This window comes from Amycolatopsis cynarae, assembly GCF_026802195.1.
In the GTDB taxonomy this organism is placed as follows: domain Bacteria; phylum Actinomycetota; class Actinomycetes; order Mycobacteriales; family Pseudonocardiaceae; genus Amycolatopsis_E; species Amycolatopsis_E rhizosphaerae.
Genome location: NZ_CP113836.1, coordinates 5,874,160 through 5,888,730, shown reverse-complemented (window position 1 = coordinate 5,888,730; position 14,571 = coordinate 5,874,160). Strand labels below are relative to the sequence as shown.

Here is a 14,571-nt window from a genome sequence, read left to right as displayed (position 1 = left end):
GGCACTTCCCTCACGGCGCGGGGAGTACCCGGAGGCTCGCCCAGAGTGCGACCACCGAGGCGACCAGGGTCAGCGGCACCGTGTAGAGCCCGAGACGGTGGAACTCGCGCCAGCGCGGGGTGGCGCCGACCCCGGCCAGCACGCGCCGCCACAGCAGGGTCGCCAGCGAGCCGAGGTAGGTCGCGTTCGGGCCGAGGTTCACGCCCAGTAGCACGGCGAGCACGGTGCCCGCCGCCGGGTGCGGGCCCAGTACCGACAGCAGCAGCAGGGTCGCGGGCAGGTTGTTGACCAGATTGGCCAGCACGGCGGCGAGCACCGCGGTCAGCAGCAACTGGGCCAGGCCGGTGCCCTCGGGCAGCAGCGCCCGCAGCGGGGCGCCGAGCAGGTGGCGCGAAATCGCTTCCACCACGATCGCGAGCCCGAAGACGAACAGGCACAGCAGCAGGTTCGCCTCGGCCACCAGTACGGTCACCCGCACGCGGCGCCGGGCGAGTGCCCGCGCGGCGAGCACCGCGGCGGCCGCCGCGGCCACCCACACCGGTTCGAGGCCGAACAGCGGGGCCACCCCGAAACCGGCCAGTGCCAGGCCCAGGACCACCAGCGCGAACAGCGGGACGGGCGGGATCCGCGGGGGTGCCGCCGCGGGGCGCGCGGTGGCGGGGGGCGCCAGTTCCGCGCCGAAGAACCGGACGAACACGGCGAGTTCGAGGCCGATCGCGACCAGCCAGGGCAGCGCCATCAGCGCGGTGAACCCGGTGAAACTCAGTCCGGTGGCGGAAAACGCCAGCAGGTTCGTCAGGTTCGACACCGGCAGCAGCGTCGAGGCCGAGTTGGCCAGGTGGGCGCAGGCGTAGACGTGGGGCCGCGGTGGCAGTTCCAGCCGGCGGGTGGTGGCCAGCACGACCGGAGTGAGCAGCACCACGGTCGCGTCGAGGCTGAGCACGGCCGTGGTGCCCGAGGCCACGGCGAAGGTCAGGACCAGCAGGCGCCGCGGGCGGCCCCGGCAGGCCGCGGCGAGGCGCGCGCCCAGCCAGGTGAACACGCCGTCGAGATCGGCGAGGTAGGCCACCAGCAGGATCGCGGACAGGAAACCCAGGGTGGGCCCGATCGTGACGATCTGGTGTTCCGCCGCGGCAAGCGGCACCCAGCCCGCGAGCAGCGCGACGCAGGCCGCCGGGACCGCGAGCACCGCTTCCGGCAGGCCCCGGGGCCGCAGCATCGCGAAGGCGAGCACGGCGAGGAGCAGCCCCAGACTTCCCGCCGCCGCCACGCCCTCACGCTACCGGCGGAGACTCCGGCGGCGGCCGGGTGGAGCAGGGCGGCTAATCTGGAGGTGCGGACGAGTTGGCCGGGCGGCCGCGAGGGTGCACAGCCTTCGAGGAAAGTCCGGACTCCACAGGGCAGGGTGGTTGCCAACGGCAACCCGGGGCGACCCGCGGGACAGTGCCACAGAAAACAGACCGCCCCGGCTTCCGGCCGGGGTAAGGGTGAAACGGTGGTGTAAGAGACCACCAGCATCCCGGGTGACCGGGATGGCTCGGTAAACCCCACCCGGAGCAAGGCCAAGAGGACACCCCAGGGTGTCTGCGCAGGCGATCGAGGGCGGCCCGCCCGATGCCTGCGGGTAGGCTGCTCGAGCCTGCCGGCGACGGCAGGCCTAGATGGATGGTCGCCGCCGCGACGCCGAGAGGTGGCGCGGTACAGAATCCGGCTTACACGCCAACTCGTCCGCCGACATCTTTCCCCGCGTGCCCGCGCGCGATAGCTTCTGTGCGTGCCTAGCGACGAAGCCTGCGCCCTCGCCTTCCGGTGTCACCGAGTCCTCGACCCGATCCACTCACTGGTCTACTTCGCCCCCGAGGCGGAGGAGCGCTTCACTGCCGCCGGGCTCCGGCCGGGCCGCATGGGCTACTTCGCCAGCCGGTCCGCACCGATGGGCGCGGTGGGCGCGGGTGTGGTGTCCGCCACGTTCTACAACTTCAATCCCGAACTGGTCGCCCGGCTCATCCCCCGCGCCTGGACGCTGGCCACCCCCGAACGGATCCTGGCCGCCCGTCTCGAGGCCGCCGACGCGGCGTTGCGCCGGCTGCTCGGCGAGGAGGTCGCCGCGCCCGCGGTGGCCGAGGCCGCCGAACTCGCCCGCGAGGCCACCACCGCCTGCCGCCCGGACGGGCGGCCCCTGTACGCGGGGCACGCCGATCTGGAGTGGCCCGAGGAACCGCACCTGGTGCTGTGGCACGCGATCACTCTCCTGCGCGAGTACCGCGGCGACGGGCATATCGCCGCCCTGATCGTCAACGGGCTCGATGGGCTCTCCGCCCTGATCACCCATACCGCGACCGGGAAGGGCCTTCTGGTCGAGGTGGCCAAGGGCCTGCGCGGCTGGTCGGACGAGCAGTGGGACGCCGCGGCGGACCGGTTGCGCGCCGCCGGCGTGCTCGACGAGACGGGTGCGCTCACCGAACAGGGCCGGGGGCTGCGGGAACGGATCGAGGATCAGACCAATGCCGCGGCCGTGGCGCCGTGGGTGTACCTCGGTGCGGACAAGGCGGCCCGCCTGCACGACATCGGTCGCGACCTGGCCAGGAAGGTGTCCGCGGCGGGGGCCTTCCCCGGCGGCCTGTTCGCGGCGGGGAAGTCGTCCGGCCAGTAGCGGGCCGAGGTCGGGAAAGCGGTTTCGCGGGAGGCGCTTTCCCCCCGGGTGATCATCATCGGGTGGAACGTCCGCCGCCGAACGGGTCATGCCACACTTGTCCGCGTTGGCCACGGGTGCCCACCGAGAGTGAGCACCCGGGCCCGCGAGCGGGTGAGTTCGTCCGCCCACTACGAAATACGGGTGGACGGGGTTAACCCTGGGCGGCCTTGCAACGATGATGGAGGGCGACGACTTCAGGGAGAGTGGCCGTACTGTGCCTGGTGTGAATGGTTTACCTTCGACGGAGAGCGCTTTGACCGTCACCGCTCGTGACGCCATGATGATCTAGACCAGACCGGACAACCTCCAGCCCCGTGGGCCCGCCCCGGGACCCACCCGACCACCACACTCCTCGCACCCGGGAGTACGCGATGACCATGATGACGCTTGTGCAACTGGCACAGGGCGAGATCAAGACCCATTCCGTCCAGCAATGGATCCTCGACAACATCATCCCTCTGGTACTGCTGGCCGTCGCGTTGCTGCTGCTCTGGCTGGGCGGCGGCAAGGGCGACAACGCCGGCGTGATGCGCCGTCTCGCCGGCGTCGTGATCGCGCTGGCGGTGATCGGCCTGGCCGTCAGCGGACTGGGCGTCAACGTCGGCGAGTGGATCGCCCACCTGTTCACCACTTAGTGGACCGGGACAGCTCGTGCGGATTCGAACCGATGACGAGGTCTACCGGGTCGACGCGGTCTGGCTCGGCCCGCCGAAGGCCACGTTTCCCTGGCGCGCCCGCTACGTGGCGTGGGGTGTGGGCATCGCGGTCTTCCTCGTCGTGCTGACCGTCGAGCGGCAGCTCGGGGTGTCGTTCGGATTCTTCTCGACCGCGTGGGCGTTCGTCGCGACGATCGCGATCACGCGGCTGATCACCGGCAAGATCAGTCACGAGCGGCCGCTGGGCGCGGTGTTCACGATGTGGTTGCGCGAGCTGCACACGCCCCGCGAACGTTCCCGCGGCGACGGCGGCGCCGTGACCGCGACCAAGCTCCGCGTGCGGGCGGAGCGGCCGTTGCCCCGAAACAAACGCCGGCCCGCACCCGTGCGTTACCAGCCGAGCCCAGACACGTCACGAGCACGCCGGGGTCGCGCTGCGGCTGCGGCGAGGAGGTAACCGTTGTTCGGTCGCCGGAAGGACCGGGAACACGACTCACGCGGAGCCGCGCAGCAGTGGCAGCCGCGGCCGGGCCGTGCGACGCCGGCCAAGCCGAAGCAGGCCAACCGGCGGTTGCCGGGTGAGCAGGCCATCCCGACCTACACCCCTTCGATCGCGGCCCGCAGCATCGACGGTCACCTGCTGCGCACCGGGCACGAGGTCTACGCCTGGTACCGGCTGGCGCCGCAGCGCTGGTCGTTCCGTTCGGACTCGCAGCGCCGCGACCTGATCGCCGCGATCGCGGGCCAGTACGCCGAGCTGCAGGGCCGGTGGCTGCACCTGCGCGTGACGACGCGCCCGTACCCGATCCGCATGTGGGCCGAGGCGCACGTGCACAACGCGGTCGGCAGGCCGCAGGACACGCCGGGCGCGCTGTCCTTCGACGACTACCTCATCGGCGAGCAGCAGCAGCTGATGGGCCGTTCGATGGCGGAGAAGGAGGTCTACCTCGGCGTCCAGGTGCAGACGCGGCGCATGGTGGACCGCGCGGTGGAAAGCGCCGCCCCGCTGCTGCGGCGGATCCTGCCCGAGGCGGTCGACGCGGAGCTGACCGCGCTGGACTCCGAGGTCGAGCACCTCGACCAGGTCATCGGTTCGTCCGGGCTGGAGGGCCGTCCGGTGCACGCCGAGGAGATGTCCTGGCTGATGCACCGGTCCTGCTCGCTCGGCCTGCCCGCGCCCAGGAACCTGCCCGCCGTGCCGGGTTCGGCGTGGGAGCCGGAGGACCTGGCCAGCTTCACCGACGCCGCGGACTTCCACGCCGAGCCGTACGCGCCCACGCTGACCGTGCGCGGGCGCACCGGCTCCAACGCCGGGGTCAAGCGGCACGTCGCGGTGCTGACCGTGGGGCAGATGCACGGCCTGCAGATCCCGGAGGTGGACGATCCGTGGGTGCAGCACGCGGACCGGCTGCCCGCGGCGGTGGAATGGTCGGCGCGCATCTACGTGCGGCGGCCGGAGGAAGTGGCGGGCGAGCTGCAGCGCCAGATGAACAAGGTCCGCTCGCAGGTCAAGCACTACACCGACGAGCACGAGCTGGAGCCGCCGCAGTCGCTGGCGCGGCAGGCCTCGCGAGTGCTCGAAATCGACGACGAGATGACCTCCGGCTTCACCGCGCTGGCCACCCGGGTGCGGTCCTGGTGGCGGCTGGCGGTGTCCGGGCCGACCGAGCGGGAGGCGCTGCGCCTGGCCCAGCAGCTGCTGGACCTGTACAAGCCGAAGATCGCCATCGAACACCCCGAGGCGCAGTACGCACTGGCCCGCGAGTTCATCCCGGGTGAGCCGTTGTCCTCGTCGGCGTACATGCGGCGCGGCTCGGTGGTCTGGGCCGCTTCGGCGGTGCCCACCGCGACGGCGGAGGTCGGCGACCGGCGCGGCATCCTGCTCGGCGAAACCTGCACCGCGACCCGGCGCCCGGTGGCCTGGGACCCGTGGATGGCGCAGGAGATCCGCGACGGTTCGGGCCTGACCGCGATGGTGGCCGGGCTCGGCGGCGGCAAGTCCTTCCTGGGCGGCGGCATCGTCTACAAGACGCTGCGCGCCGGGGCGCACTGGACGCTGCTCGACCCGTCCGGCCCGCTGTCGCGGTTGTGCGACCTGCCCGAGATCCGGCCCTACGCGCGGCCGATCAACCTGCTCAACGCGCAGCCCGGCATCCTCAACCCGTACCGCGTGGTGGCCGAGCCGCTGCTGGAGCACTTCCTCGACGAGGACGACCCGGAGCGGGCGTGGCGCCGCGAGCGCGCGCTCGCCGGGGCGACCCGGCGCCGCCTCGTGCTCGACGTGCTCACCGGCGTGCTGCCGTACGAGGTCTCCCGGATGCCGCAGAGCCGCATCGTGCTGCTGCGTGCCGTCCGTGCCGTCGGCGGCCGCTACGACGCCGACCCTGGCCAGGTCATCGACGCGTTGCGGCGGGACTCGAGCGAGCACCACGAGCACGCCGTGGTGGTCGCCGACTTCCTCGACGAGATGCGGGAGCGGATGTCGCTGCTCATCCCCGAGGACGACGCCGATCCGTACTCGGAGACCAGGGACGACCGGCTGACCGTGCTGACGATGGCGGGCCTGACCCTGCCCAAGGACGGGGTCGGCCGCGAGCACTGGACCGACGCCGAGGCGCTCGGCGTGGAGATGCTGAACCTCGCCGCCTGGCTCACCCAGCGTTCCGTCTACGAGAAGCCGAAGGACCAGCGCAAGGGCGTCTGGATCGACGAGGCGTTCTTCCTGTCGGAGGTGCCCACCGGGCGCGTACTGATGAACCGGTTCGCCCGTGACTCCCGCAAGTGGAACGTGCGGGTCCTGCTGTCCTCGCAGATTCCCGCCGACTTCCTCAAGATCCAGGGTTTCGTGGCACTGCTGGACTCGGTGTTCGTCGGCAGACTCGACGACGACGAGGCACAGGCCGACGCGCTGCGGCTGCTGAAGGTGCCGGTCGGGGTCGGCTACGAGCAGGTCGTGGCCGCGCTCGGGCGCCGTCCGGGTGCCCAGCGCGGGCTCGAACGCGACCGCGACCCCCGCCAGTTCATCTTCGGGGACGGCGCGGGCGGCGTGGAGCGCATCCGCGTCGACTTCTCCGGCCCCCATCTGGAACACCTGCGCGCGGCACTGGACACCACGCCGGGCTCGAAGGACGCCCTGCCCGCGGACAGCCGGGCCCGGGACGCCGAGCCGCCCGCGCCGGAGCAGCGGGTGCCCGTCCCGCCTCCCGATGACGAGCTCGAACCGGACCTGGAGCTGGCCGCGGAACGTGAGGTGGGGTTGACCGAGGAACAGATACTCGCCGAGGAGGGGCTGGCCGGGGGTTCCGGCGAGCCCGCCACCGCGGGCAAGCGGGGCGGTCACGGCCGGGACGCGGCATGACCACCGCCATGACGTTGCTGCTGGTGCTGGGGTGCGCCGCGGCGTGGCATTCGTTCAAGGGCTTCGTCCGCCGCGGAGGTTTCCGCGGCAAGAAGCGCCCGGGCCGCTTCGCCACGCTGGCGATGGTGGCGCTGATCCTGGGCCTGCAGACGGTGGCGACGGCGCCGCCCGCATCCGCCGCGGCCTGCGGTGAGGCGCCGACGCCGGAGCGGCCCGGCGCGGGCATGGTGGGGGCGATCGATCCGCCCGCGACGCACGGCGAGAACGGCAGCGCCTACCTGGACTACAGCTACGCCGGGATGGTCTGGTACGTCTACCAGACCGATTGCGGGCCGCTGTCCGGGATCACCAGCCCCAGCTCGACCATCGACACCTGGGCGGGCAACGAGCTGTTCAACATCGGCAAGAACATCGTCGGTGCCACCGACTCGCTGCACTACACCGTGCTGGAAGGCGGGTTGCTGAACCCGATCTACGACGCGGTGAAGACCGGTGCGGAGAAGGTCTACAACAACATCTACGCGCAGCTGTTCGGCCTGGCCGCGCTCGTGCTGGCGATCATGATGTTCCGCAACATCTGGCGGGGCGATCTGTCCGCGGTGAGCAAACGGGCGCTCTACGGGCTGGGCGCGGTGTGGCTGGCCGCCTCCTCCATGGCGATGCTGCGCTACTTCGACCCCATCGACAAGGCGATCGTCCAGACCACCACCAACATCCAGGCCGGGTTCGTCGACGACTCGGGGGACCGGGTGGTCCGGGAGATCCTGCCGACCGAGCTGCACACGCAGGTGGTCTACAACAACTGGCTGCGGGGCGAGTTCGGCGCGCCGGACGCGGCGCAGGCGACCCAGTTCGGACGTCAGCTGCTGGACGCGCAGGCGTTCACCTGGACCCAGATCCGCAACGGCGACGACGCCAACCAGTCCGTTGTGGACGGTAAGAAGGCGGCCTACAAGACCATCTCCACCCAGCTGGGCACGGCCACGCCGTACTTCACCGGTGAGGGCGGGAGCCGCACCGGCGCCGGTGTCCTCGCGTTGCTGCAGAGCCTGGTCTACGCCCTGTTCCAGTTGCTGGCGAAGGCTTCGGTGCTGCTGGCCCAGGTCCTGATCAGGCTGTTCGCGCTGACCGCGCCGCTGATCGGCCTGATCGCACTGGTGCACCACGAGGTCCTGCGCCGGGTGGGGAAGGTGCTCGGCGGGGTCGCGTTCAACCTGATCGTGCTGGCCGTGCTCGCCGGGGTGCACGCCCTGCTGTTGCAGGCGATCTTCGGCGCGGGCAGTTCGCTGTCGATGCTGACCCAGATGGTGATGGCGGGGCTGGTGACGGTCCTGCTGTTCCTGGTGGGCAGGCCGGTGCGGCGGCTGTGGCAGATGGTGGAGATGTCCGTGGGCATGCTCGGCTCCTCGATCCCGGCGCCCAGCGGCGGGCTGTTTTCCCGTTTCCGCAAGAAGACCGGGCCCACGCCGCAGGACGAGTTCTGGCAGAACGTGCGTGACTCCGACGACACCGACCTCGAGACCCGGGGCCCGATCGGGGCGACCGTGGGCGGCGGCCGGTTCCGGCCGGAGGCGACGGTGTTCGCCAGCGCGCAGCGGCTCGACGGGGCCGTGCCGATGGAGGGCAGGCCGGCGGCGGCCTGGTCCGGGGCACTGCCGGGCACCCGCAGCAGGGCCGCGCTGCCCGCGGGCGGGGGCGCGGGGACGCTGGCCGGGTTCGCGCCCGCGGGCCGGGGATCGGGCGACCAGTCGGACGCCTACGTGTATTCGGCCCCGCCGGGGACGGTGCGCCGCGCCGACGGGGGCTGGGTGCCACCGCAGCCGCAGAGCCGCCGCGTGGACACCTCGCCGGTGTTCGACCGGGACGGTGACCTCGGCGATCCGGTGGTTGTTCCCTCGCGGCTGAACGCGGCCGGTGCCGACCGGTTCGCCGTGCCGGTCGCCGCCCCGCAGCCGCGGCGTGCGGAGCGCGAACTGGTCGGTGGCAAGCCGGTGTACGTGGTGTACCGGCCGTCCCGTGGCATCGAGGTGCGCGAAGACCTGCGTGACACCGACCGAGTCGTGCGGTGAGGTGAGCGATGCCGATTCGGACCAACCGCGGTCGTGCCGCCGTCTACCGCAGGTTGTGGGGTTTTCCGCTGCGGTCCCCTCGGCACCTGGTGGGCACGGTGATCGCGGTCGCCCTGCTGGTCAGCGCGATCGGGGTGCTCGTGCCGCAGGCTCTGGGCCCGCGGGACCGGAAGTCGCCGCAGCCCGCCGGGATCGCCGCGCCGAGCTCGACGGCCGCCGCGACCACCGCGGCCAGTACCCCGATGGCCACCCGGCTGACCGCGCCGCTGGTGCAGCCGACCTCCGCCGCGCCGAATCCCGACGCGCTGAACGTGGCGAAGCTGTGGGCGCGGGCGTGGGTGAACCATCCGGCCGGGACGACGCAGGCCCAGTGGCTGGACGGGTTGCGGCCCTACACCACCGAGGAGTACCTGGCCGCCACGATGTCCACAGTGGACATCGCGAACATCACCGCGACCCGGGTCACCGGTGAGCCCTCGGTGGTCAGCTCCTTCACCAGTTCCCTGAACGTGGTCATTCCGACGGACGGTCCGAAGCTGTCGATCACGGTGAGCGAGGTCGCCGGCGGCTGGCGCGTCTCGCAGTACGACCAGGCGAGCTGAAGCGAGGCTGATGGGGGTGCGGGTCGGATTGCTGATCGGGGTGGTCACCGCCGCGCTGTTCGCGGCGGTGATGACCACCGGTGTGGTGTCCAAAGTGGTCACCGACCAGCAGCGGGCGCAGGTGCAGGCGCGGGGGGTGATGGGCGTCAGCTGCAGCGCGGCGATCGGCCCGACGCAGGTCGCTCTGGTGCAGACCGCGCAGGGGCAGGCGTCGAACCTGCGCGACGAGCAGCGGCAGATCGTGTCGCTGATCGTGGCGATCGGCAAGCAGCGCGGCCTGTCGCCGCGGGCCTGGCAGGTGGCGATCCAGGCGGGCATGACCGAGTCGGGGCTGCGCAACCTGGACTACGGCGACCGGGACTCGCTGGGCATCTTCCAGATGCGGCCGTCCATGGGCTGGGGCACCGTGGAGCAGTTGCAGGACCCGGTCTACGAGATCAACAAGTTCTACGACGTGCTGCTGGCGGTGCCGGACTGGGACCAGCAGCGGCCGGGGGCCTCCGCGCAGGACGTGGAGCGTTCGGCCTTCCCCGAGCGGTACCACCGCTGGGAGCAGATGGCGGCGTACCTGGTGGAAAACATCGGCCAGGTGGGCGACGTGGTCGGTTGTGGACAGAGCGCCGGACTGGCGCTCCCGCCGAACAAGGCCGCCGCGGCCGCGATGTCGTTCGCCTTGGGAGAGCGGGGAAAGCCCTACGTGTGGGGGGCCGAGGGGCCGGACGCGTACGACTGCTCGGGACTGATGCAGCGGTCCTACCGGGCGGCGGGCATCATCCTCGACCGGGTTGCGGCGGACCAGTACCACGATGGTGCGATGCTGCCCGTGCGGGACGCGCAGCCGGGTGATCTGCTGTTCTGGGCGACCGACCCGTCGAACCCGGAGACCATCCACCACGTCGCGATGTACCTTGGCGACGGCAAGATCGTGGAGGCGCAGCAGACCGGGGTGCCGGTGCACGTCCGGTCGGTTTCGTTCCAGGAGAAGGAACTCGTGCCGCAGGCCGTGCGGCCAGGGGTGTGAGCGTGCAGGTCGGCACAACACAGGGGATGGATCGTGGCTAAGAAGTTCGGGAAGCGGCGCAAGCCTCGGGTGAGCGACGCGCGGGATCTGTTCGGCGCGCCCCCGCCGCCCCGTCCCGCCGCGCGCCCGGCGTCGAGCACCCCGCTGGCCGACTATCTCGCCGGAGAGCTGCCGGGCGTGAGCGAGGGTTACGTGGTGCTGCCCCGCTCGCTCGCCGAATCGATGTCGCTGCCCTGGCAGCAGCACCTGACCGGTCTGCTCGCCCAGTTCCACCAGACCCACCGGGGACTGTCGTGGCCGCTGTACCGCGTGGTGCCCTCGCGCGAGGAGAAACTGGTCGACCTGGACGAGGAGCAGCTCGCGGAGGCGGGCTACATCGTGGAACTCGACACGGATGGCGAGATGGTCTACCGGGAGCGCAGCGGCCGCAGGGTGGAGGACCCGGCGAACACCACGGTGCTGGTTTCCTGCCTGGACCCGATCCCGCCGCGCGGTGCCGCTCGTGCCGCGTCCGCCGACACACCGTCCGGTCCCGGCGAGCCGCCGCGGGCCGCACCGATGAACATCCCGCCCGCCCCGGTGTGGCGGACCACGCCGGTTGCGCCGTCGCCGTCGGTCCCGCCGCTGCCTCCGCTGCCGCAGCCCTCGCGCAAGACCGCCGCCCCGCCCCCGGCCACCCCGGAAAGTGCTTCGGCCAGCGCGCCCGTGAGTGCCCCCGGCGGCTCTGCCGCCAGTGCGCCGGACAGTGCGGTGGACGCAGACACCGACACGCCCCCGCGAGGTATCCCGATGGGCGAGCGTGGCTGGTTCGACGAGTTGCGGGAGGACGGCGCGGCCGGACCCGGCACGTTCGGCCCGACCGGGGAGCCCACCGAGAAGCCGTTCCGCTACCGCTCCTGACCTGGGCCGCCGCCGCTGGTGGTGACAGCACCGGCGGCAGGTGCGAAGCTCGGGACATGGCGGCGAAGAGCAAGGATCCGGATCCGGACCGGGGTTGGTACTACAACACACGCACGCACGAGGTCGAGCATCTGGAGCGGTCCCGCTCGGTGGACCTGCTCGGGCCCTACCCGGACGAGGCGACCGCGCGGCGGGCGCTGGAGATCGCCCGGGAGCGCACCCGCAAGGCCGACGAGGAAGACGCCGAGTGGGGCGGTGACTGACCGGGAAAAGCGACGGCGCCTTCCCGCACGAGTGCGGGAAGGCGCCGTCCGGACGAAGATCAGCAGTCGCGCAGCTCGGGGCTCTGGTTGCGCAGCTGGCCCGCGGGCGAGATGAACTCGCGGTAGGCGTCGCCGTCCACCGCCGCCGGGCGGAAGGCGGCCACCCGGTGGCAGTTCTGGAACGCCAGTTTCATGTCGAAGTGCCGTTCGAGTCCGCCGCGGATGGCGTCGGAGGCGAGTGCGCGCAGGAGCTGGCCGCGTTCGGTCTCGCTCGGCGGCGGGGTCGCGTGGTCGGCGAAGTCCGCCGTGCCGCCGTTCAGATCGGCCGCCACGGTGCTGATCACCTGCCAGGCGTAGGGCAGCGAGTCGCGCACGCAGGCGACGAACTCGGCATCGGTCACCTCACCGGATTCGGCGCGCTCGAGCAGGGCGGCGGGTACGTCCAGGGACAACTGTTTCTCCTTTTTCCGTTGTTTTTCCAGTGGTGGAGCTACGCCCGGGCCAGCGCGGGCGGGCCGGGGACGAACTCGGGATCGATCTGGGCGGCGAGGTCCTGGCCCGTGCGCTCGTTGCCCCAGGAGCGGGCGTTGCGCAGGTGGAACTCCACGGCCTGCCGGTGGAACCGGTCCCAGTCCCGCACGGTCGAGTCCACAGTGGACAGCATGGTGGCCAGTGCGGCCAGGTTGTGCGGTTCGAGCGCGCCGATGGGCCGGGCGCGGCCCCGCTCGGCGGCCCGGACGTGACCCGAGCCGGTGAGCCAGCACAGCAGGTCCTCACCGGCCTGCTCGCGCAGGAACGCGACGTCCTCCTCGTCGGTCACCTTGTTGCCGACCACCGCCAGCCGGACGTCGAAATCCCGCGCGTACTCGGCGTACTGGCGATACACCCCGACGCTGCGCAGCGTCGGCTCGCACACCAGGAACGTGACGTCGAAGCGGGTGAACAGCCCCGAGGCGAAGGCGTCGGCACCGGCGGTCATGTCCAGGACAACGTACTCGCGCTCGTCGTCGACGAGGTGGTTGAGCAGGAGTTCGGCCGCGCCGACCTTCGAGTGGTAGCACGCGACGCCGAGGTCGTCCTCGGTGAAGCGGCCGGTCACGCCCAGCCGGACCCCGCCGATCTCGCGGAAGCAGGCCTCGGTGACCGGGTTGTCCTCGAAGGGGCGCATCAGCCGGGAACCGCGCCCGGGCGGAGTCGTCTTGATCATCGCGTCGGCGCCGCTGATCAACGGGTTGTCGCCGCGGAGGTAGTCCTTCACCAGTGGCAGGTGCTCACCGAGGGTGGGCAGCGCGGCGGCCTCCTCCTCGCTCGCCCCCAGCGCGACCGCGAGGTGCTGGTTGATGTCGGCGTCGATGGCCAGCACGGGATGCCCCGCTCCGGCCAGACAGGCGGTGAACAACGAGGTCAGCGTGGTCTTGCCACTGCCTCCCTTGCCGACGAACGCGACCTTCACTGCGGACCACACCCTCTCCATGAAACGAAAATGACATCGGTTTTCATAACTAGTATGGCAAGGTACACCCGAGTGGCCCAGTCACCGATGGGGGGATCAACGGCCTCCAGCGGGTTAGGGTGCATATGTGCCTCGCGTCGTGGTTCACGCCTACTCGGCGGGCGGCGACTTCGGTCGCCTTCGCGCCGAATTCGAGCTGCCGGACGGCTTCGGCGCCGACGTGCTCGCCGAAGCCGAAACCGTGGCGATGGACCCGCCCGCCGTCGTCGCGCCCCGGGAGGACGCCACCGCGCTACCGCTGGTCACGATCGATCCACCCGGCGCGAAGGACCTCGACCAGGCGATGGCGCTGGAGCGCCGGGGCGAAGGCTTCCGCGTGCACTACGCGATCGCCGACCTGGGCGGGTTCGTACGCCCCGGCGGGCGACTCGACCGGGAAGCCCGCCGCCGTGGCCAGACGCTCTACCTCCCCGACGGCAACGTGCCACTGCATCCGCCGGTGCTGTCCGAAGGCGCGGCCAGCCTCCTGCCCGGCGAGACGCGCCCGGCCGTGTTGTGGACGATCGACCTGGACAGCGGGGGTGAGCCGACGGCCACCAGGGTGCGGCGCGCCCTGGTCCGGTCGACCGCCCGGTTCGACTACGAGAGCGTGCAGGCCGCCTTCGCCACCGGCACCCCGCATCCTTCGATCGAGCCGCTGCCCGCGCTGGGGCGGCTGCGGCGGGAACTCGCCGTGCACCGCGGCGCGGTGGAACCGCAACTGCCCGAACAGGCCATCGGCGGCGACGCCGGGGACGGCTGGGTGCTGGGCATGCGTCCCCGCAATCCCGTCGATGCCTGGAACGCGGAGATCTCGCTGCTCACCGGGATGGCCGCGGCCGGGATCATGATCGAGGCCGGGGTCGGCGTGCTGCGCACCCTGCCCGATCCGGACGAGGAGTCGGTGAACTGGCTCCGCCGCTCCGCGCAGGCGCTGGGCATTCCCTGGCCCGCCGGCGCGAGCGTGTCGGAACTGCTCGCCGGGCTCGACCCGGCGCTTCCCGAGTCGATGGCCCTCTACACCTGCTCGACCCGCCTGCTGCGCGGCGCCGGCTACACGAGCTTCGCCGGCGGGGCGCCCGACTCGACCTCCCATGCCGGGATCGGCGCCCCGTACGCCCACGTGACGGCCCCCATCCGCCGGCTGGTGGACCGGTTCGCCGCCGAGGTCTGCCTCGCCGTCTCCGCCGGAGCCGAAGTGCCCGACTGGGTGCGGGCGGCCCTGCCGGAGCTGCCGTCGCTCATGAGCACCTCCGACGGCCTCGCCGCCAGGGTGGAGCGCGCCTGCCTCGACCAGGTCGAGGCCTGGATGCTGGCCGAGCGGGTCGGCAGCACCTTCGAGGCGGTCGTGCTGCGGGCCGAGGAGGCCAGGGCGGAGATCCTGGTGGAGGATCCGCCGGTGATGGGCCGGTGTGCCGGGGCCAACCTGCCGGAGGGGGAGCGCATCACGGTGCGGCTCACCGCGGTGGACGTGGAGAGGCGAAAGGTGTCGTTCGAGCGAGCATGACCGACCAG

Annotated in this window: 13 protein-coding genes and 1 other RNA gene; 11 read left to right on the top strand and 3 right to left on the bottom strand. The window is 71.8% G+C overall.

Features of this window, described 5'->3' with window-relative positions; genetic code table 11:
• Nucleotides 1-10: 10 nt before the first annotated feature.
• Complete coding sequence (locus tag ORV05_RS28250) at nt 11-1,219, bottom strand: SLC13 family permease (protein ID WP_268759930.1); 1,209 nt, start codon at nt 1,217-1,219, stop codon at nt 11-13.
• A gap of 121 nt (nt 1,220-1,340) precedes the next feature.
• Here ORV05_RS28250 and rnpB point away from each other — a divergent pair.
• The 10 genes from rnpB (at nt 1,341) to ORV05_RS28200 (ending at nt 11,564) form a co-directional block, all read left to right on the top strand.
• Nucleotides 1,341-1,731, top strand: an RNA gene (rnpB, locus tag ORV05_RS28245) — RNase P RNA component class A.
• A gap of 43 nt (nt 1,732-1,774) precedes the next feature.
• The gene (locus tag ORV05_RS28240; protein WP_268755026.1) at nt 1,775-2,653 is read left to right on the top strand and encodes an SCO6745 family protein; all 879 of its coding nucleotides are present in this window, start codon (nt 1,775-1,777) and stop codon (nt 2,651-2,653) included.
• 413 nt (nt 2,654-3,066) lie between these two features.
• On the top strand, nt 3,067-3,330 hold the full coding sequence (locus ORV05_RS28235; RefSeq protein ID WP_268755025.1) for a hypothetical protein: 264 nt from the start codon (nt 3,067-3,069) through the stop codon (nt 3,328-3,330).
• A gap of 16 nt (nt 3,331-3,346) precedes the next feature.
• Nucleotides 3,347-3,808, top strand: a complete 462-nt coding sequence (locus ORV05_RS28230; protein WP_268755024.1) for a hypothetical protein — start codon at nt 3,347-3,349, stop codon at nt 3,806-3,808.
• 3 nt (nt 3,809-3,811) lie between these two features.
• On the top strand, nt 3,812-6,709 hold the full coding sequence (locus tag ORV05_RS28225; protein ID WP_407652579.1) for an ATP-binding protein: 2,898 nt from the start codon (nt 3,812-3,814) through the stop codon (nt 6,707-6,709).
• Nucleotides 6,706-8,778 carry a magnesium transporter gene (locus ORV05_RS28220; RefSeq protein ID WP_268755023.1) on the top strand — a complete coding sequence of 691 codons (2,073 nt, stop codon included), beginning with the start codon at nt 6,706-6,708 and terminating at the stop codon, nt 8,776-8,778. The genes ORV05_RS28225 and ORV05_RS28220 overlap by 4 nt, the downstream gene beginning before the upstream one ends.
• 8 nt (nt 8,779-8,786) lie before the next feature.
• Nucleotides 8,787-9,380: a hypothetical protein gene (locus tag ORV05_RS28215; RefSeq protein WP_268755022.1), complete on the top strand. Its 594-nt coding sequence runs from the start codon at nt 8,787-8,789 to the stop codon at nt 9,378-9,380.
• 16 nt (nt 9,381-9,396) lie between these two features.
• Complete coding sequence (locus ORV05_RS28210) at nt 9,397-10,401, top strand: C40 family peptidase (protein ID WP_268755021.1); 1,005 nt, start codon at nt 9,397-9,399, stop codon at nt 10,399-10,401.
• Between the two features lie 33 nt (nt 10,402-10,434).
• Nucleotides 10,435-11,301, top strand: a complete 867-nt coding sequence (locus tag ORV05_RS28205; protein WP_268755020.1) for a hypothetical protein — start codon at nt 10,435-10,437, stop codon at nt 11,299-11,301.
• Between the two features lie 56 nt (nt 11,302-11,357).
• Nucleotides 11,358-11,564 (top strand): hypothetical protein, encoded by a 207-nt coding sequence (locus ORV05_RS28200; protein ID WP_144591592.1) that lies wholly within the window; start codon nt 11,358-11,360, stop codon nt 11,562-11,564.
• A gap of 59 nt (nt 11,565-11,623) precedes the next feature.
• On the opposite strand, the gene ORV05_RS28195 is transcribed toward ORV05_RS28200, so the two are convergent.
• Nucleotides 11,624-12,016 (bottom strand): SCO5389 family protein, encoded by a 393-nt coding sequence (locus tag ORV05_RS28195; RefSeq protein WP_268755019.1) that lies wholly within the window; start codon nt 12,014-12,016, stop codon nt 11,624-11,626.
• A 38-nt stretch (nt 12,017-12,054) separates the two neighbouring features.
• Nucleotides 12,055-13,017, bottom strand: coding sequence for an ATP-binding protein (locus ORV05_RS28190; protein ID WP_268759928.1), 963 nt, complete (start codon nt 13,015-13,017; stop codon nt 12,055-12,057).
• A 127-nt stretch (nt 13,018-13,144) separates the two neighbouring features.
• On the opposite strand from ORV05_RS28190, the gene ORV05_RS28185 reads away from it, so the two are divergent.
• Entirely contained in the window at nt 13,145-14,563 is a 1,419-nt protein-coding gene (locus tag ORV05_RS28185) for an RNB domain-containing ribonuclease (protein ID WP_407652578.1), read from the top strand.
• Nucleotides 14,564-14,571: the final 8 nt, after the last annotated feature.